The organism is Micromonospora sp. NPDC047738 (assembly GCF_040642675.1).
GTDB lineage: Bacteria > Actinomycetota > Actinomycetes > Mycobacteriales > Micromonosporaceae > Micromonospora.
Genome location: NZ_JBEYSO010000036.1, coordinates 16,800 through 33,431, shown reverse-complemented (window position 1 = coordinate 33,431; position 16,632 = coordinate 16,800). Strand labels below are relative to the sequence as shown.

16 protein-coding genes are annotated in these 16,632 nt (G+C 73.0%); 10 read left to right on the top strand and 6 right to left on the bottom strand.

Translation table 11 applies throughout. The features are described from left to right. Nucleotides 1-116: 116 nt before the first annotated feature. The 4 genes from msrA to ABZ783_RS32615 form a co-directional block, all read right to left on the bottom strand. The gene (gene msrA / locus ABZ783_RS32630; protein WP_357445338.1) at nucleotides 117-779 is read right to left on the bottom strand and encodes a peptide-methionine (S)-S-oxide reductase MsrA; all 663 of its coding nucleotides are present in this window, start codon (nucleotides 777-779) and stop codon (nucleotides 117-119) included. Between the two features lie 76 nt (nucleotides 780-855). Then, nucleotides 856-1,269, bottom strand: a complete 414-nt coding sequence (locus ABZ783_RS32625) for an HIT family protein (RefSeq protein ID WP_357445335.1) — start codon at nucleotides 1,267-1,269, stop codon at nucleotides 856-858. Nucleotides 1,270-1,383: 114 nt separating this feature from the next. Next, the gene (locus tag ABZ783_RS32620) at nucleotides 1,384-2,076 is read right to left on the bottom strand and encodes a nucleotidyl transferase AbiEii/AbiGii toxin family protein (RefSeq protein WP_357445332.1); all 693 of its coding nucleotides are present in this window, start codon (nucleotides 2,074-2,076) and stop codon (nucleotides 1,384-1,386) included. Further along, complete coding sequence (locus ABZ783_RS32615) at nucleotides 2,077-2,298, bottom strand: hypothetical protein (protein WP_357445329.1); 222 nt, start codon at nucleotides 2,296-2,298, stop codon at nucleotides 2,077-2,079. It lies immediately after the preceding gene. 204 nt (nucleotides 2,299-2,502) lie between these two features. On the opposite strand from ABZ783_RS32615, the gene ABZ783_RS32610 reads away from it, so the two are divergent. From ABZ783_RS32610 to ilvA, 4 genes are read left to right on the top strand one after another with little or no spacing between them, the layout of a single operon-like run. Further along, nucleotides 2,503-3,645 carry a cystathionine gamma-synthase gene (locus ABZ783_RS32610; protein ID WP_357445328.1) on the top strand — a complete coding sequence of 381 codons (1,143 nt, stop codon included), beginning with the start codon at nucleotides 2,503-2,505 and terminating at the stop codon, nucleotides 3,643-3,645. Between the two features lie 16 nt (nucleotides 3,646-3,661). Beyond that, nucleotides 3,662-5,074 (top strand): amidase family protein, encoded by a 1,413-nt coding sequence (locus ABZ783_RS32605; RefSeq protein ID WP_357445325.1) that lies wholly within the window; start codon nucleotides 3,662-3,664, stop codon nucleotides 5,072-5,074. Nucleotides 5,075-5,117: 43 nt separating this feature from the next. Beyond that, complete coding sequence (locus ABZ783_RS32600; protein WP_357445322.1) at nucleotides 5,118-6,035, top strand: DUF4328 domain-containing protein; 918 nt, start codon at nucleotides 5,118-5,120, stop codon at nucleotides 6,033-6,035. Next, the gene (gene ilvA, locus ABZ783_RS32595; protein ID WP_357445319.1) at nucleotides 6,032-7,252 is read left to right on the top strand and encodes a threonine ammonia-lyase; all 1,221 of its coding nucleotides are present in this window, start codon (nucleotides 6,032-6,034) and stop codon (nucleotides 7,250-7,252) included. The genes ABZ783_RS32600 and ilvA overlap by 4 nt, the downstream gene beginning before the upstream one ends. A 173-nt stretch (nucleotides 7,253-7,425) precedes the next feature. Here the strand turns inward: ilvA and greA are convergent, their stop codons facing one another. Beyond that, nucleotides 7,426-7,926, bottom strand: a complete 501-nt coding sequence (gene greA / locus ABZ783_RS32590; protein WP_073832860.1) for a transcription elongation factor GreA — start codon at nucleotides 7,924-7,926, stop codon at nucleotides 7,426-7,428. Between the two features lie 142 nt (nucleotides 7,927-8,068). Further along, the gene (locus ABZ783_RS32585) at nucleotides 8,069-8,503 is read right to left on the bottom strand and encodes a DUF4307 domain-containing protein (protein ID WP_357445314.1); all 435 of its coding nucleotides are present in this window, start codon (nucleotides 8,501-8,503) and stop codon (nucleotides 8,069-8,071) included. 210 nt (nucleotides 8,504-8,713) lie between these two features. Here ABZ783_RS32585 and mca point away from each other — a divergent pair, with 210 nt between their 5' ends. From mca to purE, 6 genes are all read left to right on the top strand, one after another. Next, on the top strand, nucleotides 8,714-9,595 hold the full coding sequence (gene mca / locus ABZ783_RS32580; protein ID WP_357445311.1) for a mycothiol conjugate amidase Mca: 882 nt from the start codon (nucleotides 8,714-8,716) through the stop codon (nucleotides 9,593-9,595). Between the two features lie 48 nt (nucleotides 9,596-9,643). Further along, complete coding sequence (locus tag ABZ783_RS32575; protein WP_357445307.1) at nucleotides 9,644-9,937, top strand: hypothetical protein; 294 nt, start codon at nucleotides 9,644-9,646, stop codon at nucleotides 9,935-9,937. A 215-nt stretch (nucleotides 9,938-10,152) separates the two neighbouring features. Beyond that, nucleotides 10,153-12,648 carry a bifunctional diguanylate cyclase/phosphodiesterase gene (locus ABZ783_RS32570; protein ID WP_357445388.1) on the top strand — a complete coding sequence of 832 codons (2,496 nt, stop codon included), beginning with the start codon at nucleotides 10,153-10,155 and terminating at the stop codon, nucleotides 12,646-12,648. A 77-nt stretch (nucleotides 12,649-12,725) separates the two neighbouring features. Then, nucleotides 12,726-14,765: a thioredoxin domain-containing protein gene (locus ABZ783_RS32565; protein WP_357445304.1), complete on the top strand. Its 2,040-nt coding sequence runs from the start codon at nucleotides 12,726-12,728 to the stop codon at nucleotides 14,763-14,765. A gap of 176 nt (nucleotides 14,766-14,941) precedes the next feature. Then, nucleotides 14,942-16,102 (top strand): 5-(carboxyamino)imidazole ribonucleotide synthase, encoded by a 1,161-nt coding sequence (locus ABZ783_RS32560; RefSeq protein WP_357445301.1) that lies wholly within the window; start codon nucleotides 14,942-14,944, stop codon nucleotides 16,100-16,102. Then, on the top strand, nucleotides 16,099-16,590 hold the full coding sequence (gene purE / locus ABZ783_RS32555) for a 5-(carboxyamino)imidazole ribonucleotide mutase (RefSeq protein WP_357445298.1): 492 nt from the start codon (nucleotides 16,099-16,101) through the stop codon (nucleotides 16,588-16,590). Before ABZ783_RS32560 ends, purE begins: the two co-directional genes overlap by 4 nt. The last annotated feature ends 42 nt before the right edge of the window (nucleotides 16,591-16,632 follow it).

The window sequence follows — 16,632 nt, the reverse complement described above, 5'->3', positions numbered from 1 at the left end:
CTTCTGTGACGAATGTCCCAGTAGTGGAAACGGTTGGCGGCGTGGACGGCGATCGATGCCACCCTGGCCGCCGACCGGCCGCCACGCCGTGACGGCCGGTGGCACGACGGGACGAGTCAGCCGGCCGTGCGGGCCACGCCCACCGGACAGCTCAGCCCGTTCGGGCCGTGGTTGCAGTACCCGTTCGGGTTCTTGGTCGGCGCCAGGTACTGCTGGTGGTAGTCCTCGGCGAAGTAGTAGTCGCCGAGCCGGGCGATCTCCGTGGTGATCTCGCCCTTGCCGGCCCGCGCCACGATCGGCGCGAACGCGTCCCGGGACGCCTGCGCGGTGGCGAGCTGGTCGTCGGTGGAGGCGTAGATCGCCGAGCGGTACTGCGTACCGACGTCGTTGCCCTGGCGCATGCCCTGGGTCGGGTCGTGGTTCTCCCAGAAGACCTTGAGCAGGTCCTCGTAGCTGATCCGGCTGGGGTCGTAGACCACCTGGACCACCTCCGCGTGCCCGGTCATCCCCGAGCAGACCTCCTCGTACGTCGGGTTCGGCGTGTAGCCGCCCGCGTAACCGGCCGACGTGGTGATCACGCCCGGCAGAGTCCAGAACAGCCGCTCGGCACCCCAGAAACAACCCATCCCGAACACGGCGACCTGCGCGCCCTCAGGGAAGGGCCCCTTCAACGAGGACGGCAGCACCTCGTGCCGGTCGGCGATCGGCATCGCGATCGCGCGGCCCGGCAGGGCCTGGTCGGGAGAGATCATCTCGGCCTTCATGCGGCGAAGGAACACGGTGGGACTCCTCTCTTGGCTTTCCCAGCCTGTGCAACACCGCCGGTCCCCGCTTCCTTACCCGCCCGGGGCGAGGTCAGGCCAGCGCGGCGGCGATCCGATCGGCGTACCCCCGGGCCTCCGCGTCGTCCGTGTAGCGGGTCCGCGGCCAGAAGAAACCGCGCAGCCCGTCGCCCTTCGTCCGGGGCACCACATGGGTGTGCAGGTGCGGAACGGACTGGGACACCTTGTTGTTGACCGCCACGAACGTCCCACCGGAGGCCAGACCGGCCTCCACTGCCACGATGAGCCGCTGCACCAGCCGGAAGTAGCCCGGGATCGCCTCGGCCGGCAACGTGTCGAGGGTGACCAGATGAGTGCGCGGCACCACCAGCACGTGGCCCTTGAAGACGGGCCGGGTGTCCAGGAAGGCCACCCCGTCCGGCTCGTCGGCCACGGTGAACGCCGGCACCTCGCCCGCCACGATTCCGCAGAACACGCACCCGCTCACCGGGCCAGGTTATGTGCTCGATAGCGCCGCCGCCCACCGGGACGCCGCGCCAGTCCCAGGCCTCCCGGTCGTGCGAGGGCGGCGAAGTCGGCGGGCGTCAACGGTGGTCAGGCGCTACAGGCGATCCAGATAGGCCTCCCACTCGCTGTCTCGAATGCCGGTAGGGCCGGTCTCGCCGCTGGCCAGCCGCGTCCTGATGTCGGATTCCCACTGCAGCGCCCAATTGCGCAGCTCGTCGACTTGTTCGGCCTCAAGGCCGTACGAGCGGAAGGTGCGGGTGTCCCGTTCCTCGATGCCGCCCAACCGATCGGCCAGCTCTTCCAGGGAGAAACCCGCCGTGTGGCGGGCACCGAGGTTTTCCAACTCGCTCCAGCTCAGTTGCCCGTTCGCGGCGTGCACATCGATGAAGTCTCGATGCGCGGCCCGATCGTGCAGGGCCCGCACCTTGAGCCCGACCGCGTCCTCGAAGGCGAGGACGGGCCCGATCTTCATTCGGGCGGGCGGCATCAGGGCCTCCTTGAGGAGATCGACCTCGCAGGACACCGTGCCGTCCGTGACGAGCATGCGGGCCATCCGTGGCGTGGTTTCGATGATCTGTACGGCGAATCGGGCGGCGACGTACGCGTCGGCGAGTCGCGCGACGACAGCCGGGAGTGGCAAGGCTGTGGCCGTCGCGAAGTCGATGTCCTGGGAGGGGCGGTTCACCAGTTCGTGAGCGCACATGGCGTAGCCACCGGCGAGCACCAGACCCAGGTCGTCGCCGGCCGCGAAGCCGACCTCGAGGAGCCGGCGGTGCAGCGCGTCCATTCAGCCGGCGCAGAGCTCGGGGAGCCTGCGCTCCCACAGCGCCGTCAGGCGACGCGCCGTCAGGCGCTTGATCCGCGGCCAGTCGCGGCGGAGCAGGGTGGGGTTGACGTACCGGACGATGTCGTCCCGCTGACCGCAGTCGAGCAGGAGGCAGTAGAGCGTCAGCCGTTCGTGCGGGTCGCCGACGTCGTAGTCGGCCGGCCCGGACCAAGCGAGCTGCACCGGGAGACGCACGGTCCCCTGGTCAGGGCCTGTCAGGAGTCGGAGTGAGGGCGGGATCCGGTCGGCTGCCCCGGCCAGCCGGGACGGCAGCGGTGCATTCGACGTCACGGAGTCAGTATGGCCTGTTCCACCGACACCACGACCGGTGCGACCCGCGGCGGGGTTCCACGCACTGGGACGGGGCGGCGGACTAACGTCTCGGGCATGAGTCACGGCTTCGAGACGCTCGCCATCCATGCCGGCCAGGACCCGGAGGCCCGCACCGGCGCGGTGATCCCACCGATCTACCAGACCAGCACCTACGCCCAGGACGCCGTCGGCGCGCCCCGGCAGGGATACGAATACAGCCGATCCGGTAATCCCACCCGGGACGCGCTCCAGGAGTGCCTGGCCGCGCTGGAGGGCGGGCCGGTCGGGCTCGCGTTCGCCAGCGGCCTGGCCGCCGAGGACACCCTGCTGCGCACGGTCTGCAAGCCGGGCGACCACGTGGTGATCCCGGACGACGCGTACGGCGGCACGTACCGGCTCTTCGCCCGCGTCGCCGAGCGCTGGGGCCTCAGCTACACCCCGGCGAAGGTCTCCGACCCGGTCGCCGTGCGGGCCGCCATCCGTCCCGGCGCTACGAAGATCGTCTGGGTGGAGACGCCGACCAACCCGCTGCTCGGCATCGCCGACATCGCCGCCCTGGCCGCCGTCGCGCACGACGCGGAGGCGCTGCTGGTGGTCGACAACACCTTCGCGTCGCCGTACCTCCAGCAGCCGATCGCGCACGGCGCCGACGTGGTGGTCCACTCCACCACCAAGTACATCGGGGGACACTCCGACGTGGTCGGTGGCGCGCTGGTCGTCGCCGACACCGGGCTCGGCGACGAGCTGCGCTACCACCAGAACGCGATGGGCGCGGTCAACGGGCCGTTCGACGCCTGGCTCACCCTGCGCGGCATCAAGACCCTCGGGGTACGGATGGACCGGCACTGCGACAACGCCGAGCGGATCGCGGCCTACCTGGACGGTCACGCCAAGGTCGGCGAGGTCCTCTACCCGGGTCTGCCCGCGCACCCCGGCCACGAGGTGGCCGCCAAGCAGATGCGCCGGTTCGGCGGCATGATCTCCTTCCGCGCCGCGGGCGGCGAGGAGCACGCCGTGGCGATCTGCAACCGGGCCAAGCTCTTCGTGCTCGCCGAGTCGCTCGGCGGCGTCGAGTCCCTGATCGAACACCCGGGACGGATGACACACGCAAGCGCTGCCGGCTCGCCGCTTGAAGTTCCCGGCGATCTCGTGCGACTGTCTGTCGGCATCGAGACGGTCGACGACCTGCTCGCCGATCTGGAGCAGGCACTGGGCTGACCGCTGGCTGGGGAGGATGGCCGTGCCGGACATCATGCCGACGACCTGGGTGGGGGCGACCGCCAAGCAGATCGCCCGGGGCGTACGCCGGGGTGACGTCTCCGCCACCCAGGTCGTGGCCGACCACCTGGATCACATCGCCCGCGCCGACGCCCACCTCGCCGCGTTCCGCACGGTACGCGGCGGGGAGGCGATCACCGAGGCGGAGAAGGTCGATGAGCAGGAGGACCTGGCCAACCTCCCGCTGGCCGGGGTGCCGGTCGCGGTCAAGGAGAACACCCCGGTCGCCGGTCTGCCGACCTGGAACGGCTCGGCCGCCGCGCGTACCCCGGTCGCGGAGGCCGACCACGAGATGGTCCGGCGGCTGCGCGGCGCCGGCGCGGTGATCCTCGGGGTGACCCGGATGCCGGAACTCGGCCTCTGGGCGCTCACCGACGACGAGACGGCGGTGACCCGCAACCCGTGGGACCTGCGGCGCACCCCCGGTGGTTCGTCCGGCGGCGCCGCCGCCGCGGTCGCCGCCGGCCTGGTGCCGATGGCGCACGGCAACGACGGCCTCGGCTCGATCCGCATCCCAGCCGCGTGCTGCGGCCTCGTCGGGCTCAAGCCCGGCCGGGGTGTAATCCCCTACCAGCTCGGCGCGGACGACTGGTTCGGTCTCGCCGAGCACGGCATGCTGGCCACCACGGTCGCCGACGCGGCGGTCGCCTTCTCCGTGCTGGCCGGCCGTCGCCCCGACAAGCTGGTGCCTCCGCAGCGGCTGCGGGTGGGCGTGTCGCTGCGCTCGCCGGTCCGTGGCGTCTCGCCGGACGCACCCAACCGGGACGCCGTGGCCGCCGCCGGCCGGCTGCTCGCCGCCGCCGGGCACGACGCCGTCCCTGCCGAGCCGGTCTATCCGACCGCGCTCGGCCTCAAGGGTCTCGCCACCTGGTTCGCCGCGGCCGCCGCCGACGCGCAGGCCGCCGGGCTCCAGCGGGGCGGGCTCCAGCGGCGCAGCCGCCGGCACATCGCGTTGGGCGAGTGGGCGCAGCGCCGGGGGTACGTCCGCGAGGCGGACCGGGCGGCCTGGCGCGAACGCTCGGTGAACTTCTTCGCCGACCACTCGATCGACCTGCTGCTCACCCCGGCGCTGGCCGGCCCCCCGCCGGCGGCCGACGGCTGGTCCGGCCGGTCCTGGCTGGCCAACATGAAGGCCAACATCCGGTACGCCCCATACGCCGGCCCGTGGAACATGGCCGGGCTGCCGGCGATCGTGGTGCCGGTCGGCCGCCGCCCGGACGGCCTGCCGGTCGCCGTGCAGTTCGTCGGCCCGCCTGGCTCGGAGCTGCTGCTGCTCGGCGTGGCCGGGCAGTTCGAGATGCAGGCGCCGTGGCAGCGGCACGCCCCCGACTACCCCCGGATCGGCACGGGGTCGCCGGCCCACGCTTGATCGTCTAGCGTGTGCGCACCCACGCACCCCTGGACGGTCATCCATGCGCTGCCACACCTGCGGGGACGAGACGTCTCCCACCGACAACGAGTGTCAGAACTGCCACACCCCGCACGGCCAGCCCGCCGTCACCCCGGGCGTACCGACGTACTCGGTGCGGGGCATCGGCCTGGCGGCCTCGGTCGCGGTCGGTGCGACCGCGCTGCTCTATCTGGCGGTTGCGCTCTTTCCGCTGGTCGGTGCCGTGCTGGCCGGGAGCGCGAGGGAGAGCCAGGACCCGGACGTGCTGCTCGGCGCGGTGCTGGTCGAGGTGGTGCTCTCGCTGCCGTTCCTGCTGGCGTACGTGACCGCCGCCGTGCTGGTGATCGTGTGGACCTGGCGGGCCCGGAAGAACCTGGACGCCTTCCCGGGCGCGCTGCCCCACCTCGGCGCCGGCTGGGCGATCGCCGGCTGGCTGGTGCCGTTCGCCAACTTCGTGGTGCCCGCCCGGGTGGTCGCCAACCTCGCCCGGGACAGCCTCTGGAAGCGGTTCACCCCGGGGCTGGTCTTCGTCTGGTGGGGGGCGTGGCTGGCCTTCAGCCTGGGGGAGCGCTTCGTCAGCCGGCGCGACGACCAGGCGTACGCCCGCCTGCCCGAGGACCCCGCCTCGGACCCCGAGTTCCAGCGGTACGTCGACTACTACCAGGGTTTGCTCGGGTGGCACCTGCTCCCGCTGATCGCCTGCCTGGTCGCCGCGGGGTCGCTGATCGTGCTGATCCGGCGGATCTCTACCGCCCAGGAGCAGCGGATCGCCCTCGGCCGGCCGGCCTGGCCCGCCCACCCCGACTGGCCGACGCCCGGCGCGCCGCAGGGCCACCCCTACCCGGCGCAGCCCGTCACCGGGCCGCCTCCAGGGGTGACCGATTCGACGGTGGCGTCGCCGCAGGTTCCGCCGGGGGCGGGTGGCACGATCGGGGCATGACGGAACTGGTCGGTCTCGCCGACGTACGGGCCGCGCGGGAGCTGCTCGCCGGCGTCACCCGCACCACCCCGCTGGAGCCCTCCCGGCCGCTCAGCGCGGCGTTAGGCGGGCCGGCGTGGCTGAAGTGCGAGAACGTGCAACGTGCCGGGTCGTACAAGGTGCGCGGGGCGTACGTGCGGATCTCCCGGCTCTCGGCGGAGGAGCGGGCCCGCGGCGTGGTCGCGGCGAGCGCCGGCAACCACGCGCAGGGGGTGGCGCTCGCCGCCGGCCTGGTCGGCACCCATGCCACCGTCTTCATGCCGGTGAACGCGCCGCTGCCGAAGGTGGCCGCCACCAAGGGGTACGGCGCCACGGTCGAGCTGGTCGGCAACACGGTGGACGAGTCGCTGGTGGCGGCGCAGACCTTCGCCGAGCGGACCGGAGCGGTGTTCATCCACCCGTTCGACCACCCGGATGTCATCGCCGGTCAGGGCACGGTGGCGCTGGAGGTCCTCGAACAGTGCCCGGACGTGAAGACCATCGTGACCGGGGTGGGCGGCGGCGGTCTGATCTCCGGGATGGCGGTGGCGGCCAAGGCGCTGCGCCCCGACGTACGGGTGATCGGGGTCCAGGCGGCCACCGCCGCGGCCTTCCCGCCCTCGCTCAAGGCCGGCGAGCCGGTCCGCCTGTCGTCGTTCTCCACGATCGCCGACGGCATCGCGGTCGGCCGTCCCGGCGAGCTGACCTTCACCCACGTCCGCAAGCTGGTCGACGACATCGTCACCGTCTCCGAGGAGGACATCTCCCGGGCCCTGCTGATGCTGCTGGAACGCGGCAAGCAGGTCGTGGAGCCGGCCGGCGCGGTCGGTGTGGCCGCGCTGCTGGCCGGGACCGTCCAGGTGGAGGCGCCGGTGGTGGCGGTGCTCTCCGGCGGCAACATCGACCCGCTGCTCATGCTCCGGGTGATCGAGCACGGCCTGGCCGCGGCCGGCCGCTACCTGCGGTTCACCGTGCGCTGCACGGACCGCCCGGGTCAGCTCGCCTCGCTGCTGCACGAGATCGCCGAGCACCGGGCCAACGTGGTCGACGTGGAACACCAGCGGGCCAACCCGCACCTGCGCCTCGGCGAGGTGGAGGTGGCGTTGTCGGTGGAGACCCGCGGCGTGGAGCACTCCGACACCCTGATCAGCGCCCTGCGGGCCAGCGGTTACCAGGTGGTGTTCGCCGGCGAGTCGTGATCCCGTTGCGGGCTAACGACAGCGCGACCGGCCCGGCCCGACGATCCGGGGCCCGCGAATGCGAAACCGCCCCGGCCGGGAGGCCGGGGCGGTTTGGTGTGGCTCGGGTCCGAGGAGCCTGTCAGCCTCGGTCGGGTCGGACCCGAGCCATCCGGCGCGGGTCCGGTTGGCGGTTAGCCGGAGAACGGCTCGAACTTGACGACCGTCACCTTGATGTCGGCGCCGCTGGGCGCCGTGTAGGTGCAGGTCTGGCCCGCCTTGCCGCCCAGGATCGCCTTGCCGAGCGCGGACTCGGGGCTGTAGACGGTCAGGTCGGTGGTGGAGGCGATCTCCCGGGAGCCGAGCAGGAAGGTTTCCGTGTCGTCGGCGTCGTCGTCGAAGTAGATGGTGACGACCATGCCGGGCGATACCGCGTCGGCGGTCGGCGCCTCGCCGACCTTGGCGGTGCGGAGCAGCTCCTTCAGATAGAGGATGCGGCCCTCGGCCTTGCCCTGCTCTTCGCGGGCGGCGTGGTAGCCACCGTTCTCCCGCAGGTCGCCCTCCTCCCGCCGGGCGTTGATCTCGGCGGCGATGACCGGCCGGTTGGCGATCAGTTCGTCGAGCTCGGCCTGGAGGCGGTCGTACGCGTCCTGGGACAGCCAGGTGGCGGGCGCCTCGTTGCCATTGGTGGACACAGGCGGTCTCCTCGGTTGTGCGGACTGGCTGACAGGTGAACTATCAAGTTACCAGTGCCGGCCCAGTCGGGGTGTCGCCGATCACCACGGGTGCCGGTGCCGGGACCCGTCGTGAGGTGTTCGAGCAGGTGGGACGGTCGGCTCAGCCGGCCGGCCGGCAGCGCACGACCTCGCCGATGAACGGGCGGGCGGTGGTGGGCACCTCGTGCCGGGCGGTGACGTGCCGCTCACCGGGGCCGGCGGTCACGGTGGCCTCGGCGCGGCCCACCTCGGCACCGTCGTGCGTGCGGGCCCGCAGCGCGCACGTCGCCGAGCCGCCCGGGGGCACGGTGACCCGGAAGTCGACCACCACCCGCGAGTCGGTGATCCCGGTGTAGGTGATCACCTGGGCCCGGTACTCGGGGTCGCCGTACTGGGTGTAGAGCCTGGTGGCGACCAGCCCCAGCATCGCCAGCAGGACGGCCGCCGACAGCGCCAGCAGGAGCGGACGGCGGCGCCCCGGCTCCCGGCGACGGCCGTACCGGCCGGGCGGGAAGACCGGCGCACCCGGTGCGGTTGTGGCGTGCGTCTCGCTCACCGGCGGGTATCTCCTGGCGTTGTTGTCGTGGGCATCGGCAAGAATGGCAGAGTCCATCTTCCCAGCCCGGGCATTACCAAGGATGGCAGGTCGGCGGCGGCGCCGACCGGCCGGCACGGGGTTTCCGCGGGCCCGGGGGGAGATTCCGGCAGGTCAGCCGGTCGGCCCGAGCGGGGCCCGGCCGGCCGGCACAGACGAGGAGTGCCGAAGGTGGCAGAGCAACTGCGTCTCATGGCGGTGCACGCCCATCCCGACGACGAGTCGAGCAAGGGCGCCGCGACCATGGCGAAATACGTCGCCGAGGGGGTGGATGTCCTGGTCGTGACCTGCACCGGCGGCGAGCGGGGCAGCGTGCTCAACCCCAAGATGGACCGGCCGGACGTCTGGGCCAACATCGGCGAGATCCGCCGCGCCGAGATGGACGCGGCCCGGGCGATCCTGGGCGTCGAGCAGGCCTGGCTCGGCTTCGTCGACTCCGGGCTGCCCGAGGGCGATCCGCTGCCGCCGCTGCCCGAGGGCTGCTTCGGCCTCCAGGACGTGGACGTGGCCGCCGCGCCGCTGGTGCGGCTGATGCGCCAGTTCCGTCCGCACGTCGTCACCACGTACGACGAGGAGGGCGGCTACCCGCACCCCGACCACATCATGACCCACAAGGTGACCGTCGCCGCGTTCGAGGCGGCCGGTGACCCGGAGCGCCACCCGGAGCTGGGTGAGCCCTGGCAGCCGCTGAAGCTCTACTACGACATCGGCTTCTCCAAGGGCAAGATCATGGCCCTGCACGAGGCGATGCTCGCCGCCGGGCTCGAGTCGCCGTACGAGGAGTGGCTCAAGCGCTGGGAGGACCGTCCCGACAAGGGGCCGCGGATCACCACCCGGGTGGAGTGCGCCGAATACTTCCCGGTCCGCGACGACGCCCTGCGCGCCCACGCGACCCAGATCGACCCGGACGGCTTCTGGTTCCACGTGCCCATGGAGCTCCAGCGGCGCGCCTGGCCCACCGAGGACTTCCAGCTCGCCCGCTCGCTGGTGGACAGCCCGCTGCCCGAGTCCGACCTGTTCGCCGGGGTCCGCGAGACGTGCGATGCCCACTGATCAGCCAGGGGGCTACGCTGGTCGGCAACCGCACATCGGAGGAACACCATGCTGACCACCGCCCAGGTGCTCGCGGAGAACAACTTCGGTGACACCCGTACCGGTGGCCTGGCCGGTCCGATGGGCCTCTTCCTCATCGTGCTGCTGGCCATCGTCACCATCCTGCTGATCCGCAACATGAACGCCCGGCTGCGCCGGCTGCCCGACCGCTTCCCGCAGCAGGCCGGTCCGGCCGAGCGGGACCGGGTCGACTCGACCGTCGCCGATCCGACAGACGGGATCGTCGCGCAGGATTCACCCACGAACGCTCCCAACGGCTCCGAGCAGCGCCGGAACGGGTAGCAAGCACGTGAATCACGTCGAAGCCGGTGCTCGCCCCCTGTTGCGACCACCGGCTTTGGCTTAGCCTTCCGCCGGGGGGACCGAAAGGCCCCAGCCGTGCGCGGAAGGGGGGCGCCGATGTCCGTGGCAGCAGTGGCCGCCAGCCGTGCCCTCGGACCGCCGGCGGACGGGGTGGGCCCGTGACCTCCGGCAGCGACGGTCACCCTCCGGATCGGCTGGGCCTGCGCGGCACCCCGCCCGGGGTGCTCCTGCTGACCGGTGCCGTGGCGCTCACCGCCCTACTGGCCGCCGTGCTCGGCCTCACCGTGCCCGCGTCCCTCCCGCCGGGCAACCCGCTGCCGGCGCCCGCAGGGTTCGGCATCGCGGTGGCCGCGTTCGCCGTAGCGCAGCTCGCCCGCCTGCGGTTCCGCACCGCCGCCGGAATGGTCAGCATCACCTGGGGCGAGGCGGCCCTCATCGTCTGTCTCTACCTCGTACCGGCCGGGTGGCTGCCGGCCGCGGCCCTGCTCGGCACCGGGGCCGCCTGGACCGCGATGTCCCTGCTCGCCGACCGTCGGCCAGCGCTGGAACTGGTCCGGATCGCCGGTTCGCTGACCGCCGCCACCGCGCTCGCCGCGGCGGTGGCCAGCGCACTCGGCCAGCCGCTGCTCGCCCCTCCTACCCCCGAGCTCGCCGTCGCGCTGATCGCCGGCTCGGTCACCTACCTGCTCACCACCGCCTGGTTCGGCGGGGCCACCCTCGCGCTGCGGCACGGGGTGCCGATCGGGCCGCCATTGCTCGCGGCGCTCCGGGGCAAGCTGCTCATGTTCGTCGGCAACGTGGCCGTCGGCCTGGTGGTGGTCGCGCTGCTGGAGATCGACGCCCGCTGGCTGCTGCTCCTGCCCCCGCCGCTCTGGCTGCTCCAGCAGACCTACCGCCACCGGCTGCGGGCCGACCAGGAACGGCGCACCTGGCGGGCGTTCGCCGAGGCCACCGCCGCGCTCAACCAGCTCGACGAGCGGGGTGTGGCGACCGCCGCCGTGACCGGGGCGCTCACCCTCTTCGGTGCCGAGCTGGTCGAGGTGGACGTCGCGCGGGGCGACGGCCGGTGGCGGCGCTACCGGGCGGACACCGGCGGCCAGGTACGCGACCGCGAGGTGCAGCCCTCGGCGCGTACCGAGTCGAGCGACCACGAGCTGATCCGGCCGCTGACCGTGGGCAGTGCGGCGGTGGGGCAGTTGCGGGTCCACTTTCCCCGGTCGGCCCCGCCCAGCGCGCGGGAGCGGGACGCCGTCGCCGCGTTCGGCGACGCCCTGGCCGCTGCCCTGCACGACGCGGCGACCCACCGCGAGCTGCGGCTGGTCACCGCCCGTTCGTCGTACGAGGCGGTGCACGACCAGCTCACCGGATTGCTCAACCGGGCCGCCATGCTCACCAAGGGTGACCAGGCGCTGCGGCAGCTCGCCCACGACCACCCGGTGGCGCTGCTGCTGCTCGACGTCAACCAGTTCAAGGAGGTCAACGACACGCTCGGGCACGCGGCCGGGGACCAGCTGCTGCGGCTGACCGCGAACCGGCTGGCCGCCCTGGCCCGCCCCGGTGACCTGCTCGGCCGGCTCGGCGGCGACGAGTTCGCCCTGCTGCTGACCGAGGTGCCGGTGGTCGACGACCGGACCGCTCCACTGGCGTACGCGCTGCGTCAGGCCCGGGAGATCGCCGAGCGGATCGCCGCACCGACCGAGGTGGCGGGCGTACGCATGTCCGTCGAGGTGGCCGTCGGGGTGGTGGTCGCCGACGCGGGCACCGCGGACCTGACCGAGCTGCTGCGCCGGGCGGACATCGCCATGTACCAGGCGAAGGAGGGCGGTGGCAGCGTCGCCGCGTACGACAGCTCCCGGGACGCGGCGAGCACCGACCACCTGGCGCTCCTCGCCGAGTTGCGGGAGGCCCTGGAGGCCGACGACCAGCTGGTGCTGGCGTTGCAGCCGGCGGTCGACCTGGCGACCGGTGCCCCGACCGGGGTGGAGGCGTTGATCCGCTGGCGGCACCCGCGGCGGGGCTGGCTCGGGCCGGCCGACTTCATCCGACCGGTGGAGAACAGCGAGCAGCTCGGCACCTTCACCCGGTACGTGCTGGACAAGGCGCTGGGGGTGGCGGCCGAGTGGGCCCGTGCCGGGCTGGACGTGCCGATCTCGGTCAACCTGTCGGCGCGCAGCCTGCTCGACCCGCGGCTGCCGGCGGAGATCGGCGAGGCGTTGCGCCGGCACCAGGTACCGCCGCACCGCCTGGTCCTGGAGATCACCGAGACGGTGGTGATGAGCGAGCTGGAGGTCATCGACGAGGTGCTCGCCACCCTGCGGTCGATGGGGGTGCAGCTCGCCGTCGACGACTTCGGCACCGGGTTCTCCTCGTTGACCTTCCTGACCCGGATCGCCGTCGACGAGCTGAAGGTCGACCGCTCCTTCGTGATCCGGATGGCCGACTCGCCGGAGGCGGCGGCGATCGTCCGGACCACCGTCGGGCTCGCCCACGAGCTGGGCCTGCGGGTGGTTGCCGAGGGGGTGGAGACGGCCGAGCAGCGGACCGCCCTGGCCGAGCTGGGCTGCACCGCAGCCCAGGGCTACCACTTCTTCAAGCCGATGCCGGCCGAGAAGATCGGGGCGGTGCTCGGCTCGCTGCTCGACAGCGCCCGCGGCAACGTCTTCCCGCTGCGCGCCGACGGCGCCTCCTGACCGCTCGCCGGCTGTCGACCGGCGGCACCTCGGGCGCGCGGTCCGCGCCGCCGGGACGCGCTCGATATGGTCGTCGGGTGAACCGACTCGCCAACGCCACGTCGCCGTACCTGCTCCAGCACGCCGACAACCCGGTCGACTGGTGGCCCTGGTGCGACGAGGCGTTCGCCGAGGCGAAGCGGCGGGACGTCCCGGTGATCATCTCGGTCGGGTACGCGGCCTGCCACTGGTGCCATGTCATGGCGCACGAGTCGTTCGAGAACGAGGCGGTCGCCCGGCTCATGAACGAGGACTTCGTCTCGATCAAGGTGGACCGGGAGGAACGTCCCGACGTCGACGCCGTCTACATGACCGCCACCCAGGCGATGACCGGCCAGGGCGGCTGGCCCATGACGGTCTTCGCCGCTCCGGACGGCACGCCGTTCTTCTGCGGCACGTACTTCCCGCGGCCGAACTTCATCCGCCTCCTCGGCTCCGTCGCCGCTGCCTGGCGGGACCAGCGGGAGGACGTCCTGCGCCAGGGCGCCGCCGTGGTGGAGGCGATCGGTGGCGCCCAGGCCGTGGGTGGCCTGACCGCCCCGCTCACCGCCGAGCTGCTGGACGCCGCCGCAGACCAGCTCGCCCGGGAGTACGACGAGACGAACGGCGGGTTCGGCGGGGCACCCAAGTTCCCGCCGCACATGAACCTGCTCTTCCTGCTCCGGCACCACCAGCGCACCGGCTCGGCCCGGAGCCTGGAGATCGTCCGGCACACCGCCGAGGCGATGGCTCGGGGCGGCATCTACGACCAGCTCGCCGGCGGCTTCGCCCGCTACTCCGTGGACGGCCACTGGACCGTGCCGCACTTCGAGAAGATGCTCTACGACAACGCCCTCCTGCTGCGGTGCTACACCCAGCTCTGGCGGCTCACCGGCGACCCGCTGGCCCGCCGGGTGGCCCGGGACACCGCGCGGTTCCTCGCCGACGAACTGCACCGGCCCGGCGAGGGCTTCGCCTCCGCGCTGGACGCGGACACCCAGGGCGTGGAGGGCCTCACCTACGTCTGGACCCCGGCCCAACTGGTCGAGGTGCTGGGGGAGGAGGACGGCCGCTGGGCCGCCGACCTGTTCGGGGTGACCGAGTCAGGCACCTTTGAGCACGGCACGAGCGTGCTGCGGCTGGCCCGGGACGTGGACGCCGCCGACCCGGAGATCCGGGCCCGCTGGCAGGACGTGGTGGCGCGGCTGCTCGCCGCCCGGGACACCCGACCCCAGCCGGCCCGGGACGACAAGGTGGTGGCCGCCTGGAACGGGCTGGCGATCACCGCGATCGCCGAGTTCCAGCAGGTCGCCGCGCTCTACGCGTCCCCCGAGGACGAGGACGCGAACCTGATGGAGGGCGTCACCATCGTGTCCGACGGCGCGATGCGCGACGCGGCCGAGCACTTGGCGACCGTGCACGTCGTGGACGGTCGGCTGCGCCGGGTGTCGCGGGACAAGGTCGTCGGTGAGCCGGCCGGTGTGCTGGAGGACTACGGCTGCGTGGCCGAGGCGTTCTGCGCGATGCACCAGCTCACCGGCGAGGGGCGCTGGCTGGCGCTGGCCGGCCAGCTCCTCGACGTGGCGCTGGCCCGGTTCGCCGCCCCGGACGGGGGCTTCTACGACACGGCCGACGACGCGGAGCGGCTGGTCACCCGGCCGGCCGACCCCACCGACAACGCCACCCCGTCCGGCCGGTCGGCGATCGTCGCGGCGCTGGTCGCGTACGCGGCGTTGACCGGTGAGACCCGATACCGGGAGGCCGCCGAAGCCACCCTGTCGACGGTCGCGCCGGTTGTCGGCCGGCACGCCCGGTTCACCGGGTACGCGGCCACTGTCGGGGAGGCGCTGCTGTCCGGGCCGTACGAGATCGCGGTGGTGACCGACGACCCGGCGGGCGACCCGCTGGTGGCCGCTGCCTGCCGGCACGCCCCGCCCGGGGCCGTGGTGGTGGCCGGTCGGGCCGACCAGCCGGGGGTGCCGCTGCTGGCCGAGCGGCCAGCGCTGGATGGGCGCTCCACCGCGTACGTCTGCCGGGGGTTCGTCTGCGACCGGCCGGTCACCTCGGTCGACGACCTGGTCGCCCAGCTCGCCGGCTGACTCACCCCGGCGGCCGGCCCAGGTTCGTCGGCCGGCCAGCGGGGCGTTGAGCCCGTCGACTCCAACGTGACGATGGGGTGGTGTCCGGGATCAAGCGGACACCACCGCGTCGATGAGGCGGCATGGGCCGCCCTCCGGGGTGGGTCGGGTGTCCGCCCGGATAGGCTGGCGGCGCTATGGATTCCCGTACCGGACTGCCTGTCGTCGGCATGGTGGGCGGTGGCCAGCTGGCCCGGATGACCCACCAGGCCGCCATCGCCCTCGGCCAGTCGCTGCACGTGCTGGCCCTCGCCCCGGACGACGGCGCGGCCCTGGTCGCGGCCGACGTCCAGTACGGCGACCACACCGACCTCGCCGCCCTGCGGACGTTCGCCAAGAGTTGCGACGTGGTCACCTTCGACCACGAGCACGTGCCCACCGGGCACATCCGCACCCTCGCCGAGGAGGGGGTGAAGCTCTTCCCGCCGGCCGAGGCGCTGGTGCACGCGCAGGACAAACGGGTGATGCGCGAGCGGCTCGGCGAGCTGGGCGCGCCGAACCCGGCCTGGCGCCCGGTCGAGGAGCCCGCCGATCTGATCGCCTTCGGTGCGGCCACCGGCTGGCCGGTGGTGCTGAAGGCGGCCCGCGGCGGTTACGACGGCCGGGGCGTCTGGCTGGTGGACGATGCCGCCCAGGCCGCCGAGCTGCCCGCGACCCTGCTCGCCGGGGGCACCCGGCTGATCGTGGAGGAGCGGGTCGCGCTGCGCCGGGAGTTGGCGGTGCAGGTGGCCCGTTCGCCGTTCGGGCAGGTCGCCGTCTACCCCGTGGTGGAGACCGTGCAGCGGGACGGGATCTGCGTCGAGGTGCTCGCCCCGGCGCCCGACCTGCCCGAGGAGTTGGCGGTCGCCGCCCAGCAGCTGGCCATCGACCTGGCCACCGCGCTCGGCGTGGTCGGCCTGCTCGCCGTGGAGCTGTTCGAGACGCCCGCCGGCCTGGTGGTGAACGAGCTGGCCATGCGCCCGCACAACTCCGGGCACTGGACCATCGAGGGGGCCCGGACCTCCCAGTTCGAGCAGCACCTGCGTGCCGTGCTCGACTACCCGATGGGGGACACCTCGCTCACCGCGCCGGTTGTGGTGATGGCGAATGTGCTCGGCGGCGAGCCGGGCGGGATGCCCATCGACGAGCGGCTGCACCACCTCTTCGCCGCCGAGCCCGGGGCCAAGGTCCACCTGTACGGCAAGCAGGTCCGGCCCGGCCGCAAGATCGGGCACGTCACCGTGCTGGGGAACGACCTGGACGACGTACGAGCCCGGGCCGCGCGAGCCGCCCGCTGGCTGCGGGAGGGGAAACAGTGAGCACCGTCGGGCTGATCATGGGCAGCGACTCGGACTGGCCGACCATGGAGGCCGCCGCCGAGGCGCTCGCCGAGTTCGAGGTGCCGTACGAGGTCGGCGTGGTGTCGGCGCACCGCACCCCGGCCAAGATGATCGAGTACGGCCGGACCGCCGCCGACCGGGGGCTCAAGGTGATCATCGCCGGGGCCGGCGGGGCGGCTCACCTGCCCGGCATGGTCGCCTCGGTCACGCCGCTGCCGGTGATCGGCGTGCCGGTGCCCCTCAAGTACCTCGACGGGATGGACTCGTTGCTGTCCATCGTGCAGATGCCGGCCGGCGTGCCGGTCGCCACGGTGTCGATCGGCAACGCGCGAAACGCCGGGTTGCTCGCCGTGCGGATCCTGGCCGCGTCGGACCCGGTGCTGCGCGAGCGGATGGCCGCGTACCAGGCGAGCCTGGAGGAGTTGGTCGCCGAGAAAGAGGCGAACCTCCGCGCCACGCTCGCCTGATCGGCGGTGCCGGGCCTCCCGCACCAGGCCCGCGTGGGCCCG

Excerpts from the sequence above, each read along its gene's own strand:
- ABZ783_RS32620 (WP_357445332.1), bottom strand. The coding sequence starts at position 2,076 with ATGGACGCGCTGCACCGCCGGCTCCTCGAGGTCGGCTTCGCGGCCGGC.
- ABZ783_RS32610 (WP_357445328.1), top strand. The coding sequence starts at position 2,503 with ATGAGTCACGGCTTCGAGACGCTCGCCATCCATGCCGGCCAGGACCCG.
- ABZ783_RS32605 (WP_357445325.1), top strand. The coding sequence starts at position 3,662 with ATGGCCGTGCCGGACATCATGCCGACGACCTGGGTGGGGGCGACCGCC.
- ABZ783_RS32600 (WP_357445322.1), top strand. The coding sequence starts at position 5,118 with ATGCGCTGCCACACCTGCGGGGACGAGACGTCTCCCACCGACAACGAG.
- ilvA (WP_357445319.1), top strand. The coding sequence starts at position 6,032 with ATGACGGAACTGGTCGGTCTCGCCGACGTACGGGCCGCGCGGGAGCTG.
- ABZ783_RS32575 (WP_357445307.1), top strand. The coding sequence starts at position 9,644 with ATGCTGACCACCGCCCAGGTGCTCGCGGAGAACAACTTCGGTGACACC.
- ABZ783_RS32560 (WP_357445301.1), top strand. The coding sequence starts at position 14,942 with ATGGATTCCCGTACCGGACTGCCTGTCGTCGGCATGGTGGGCGGTGGC.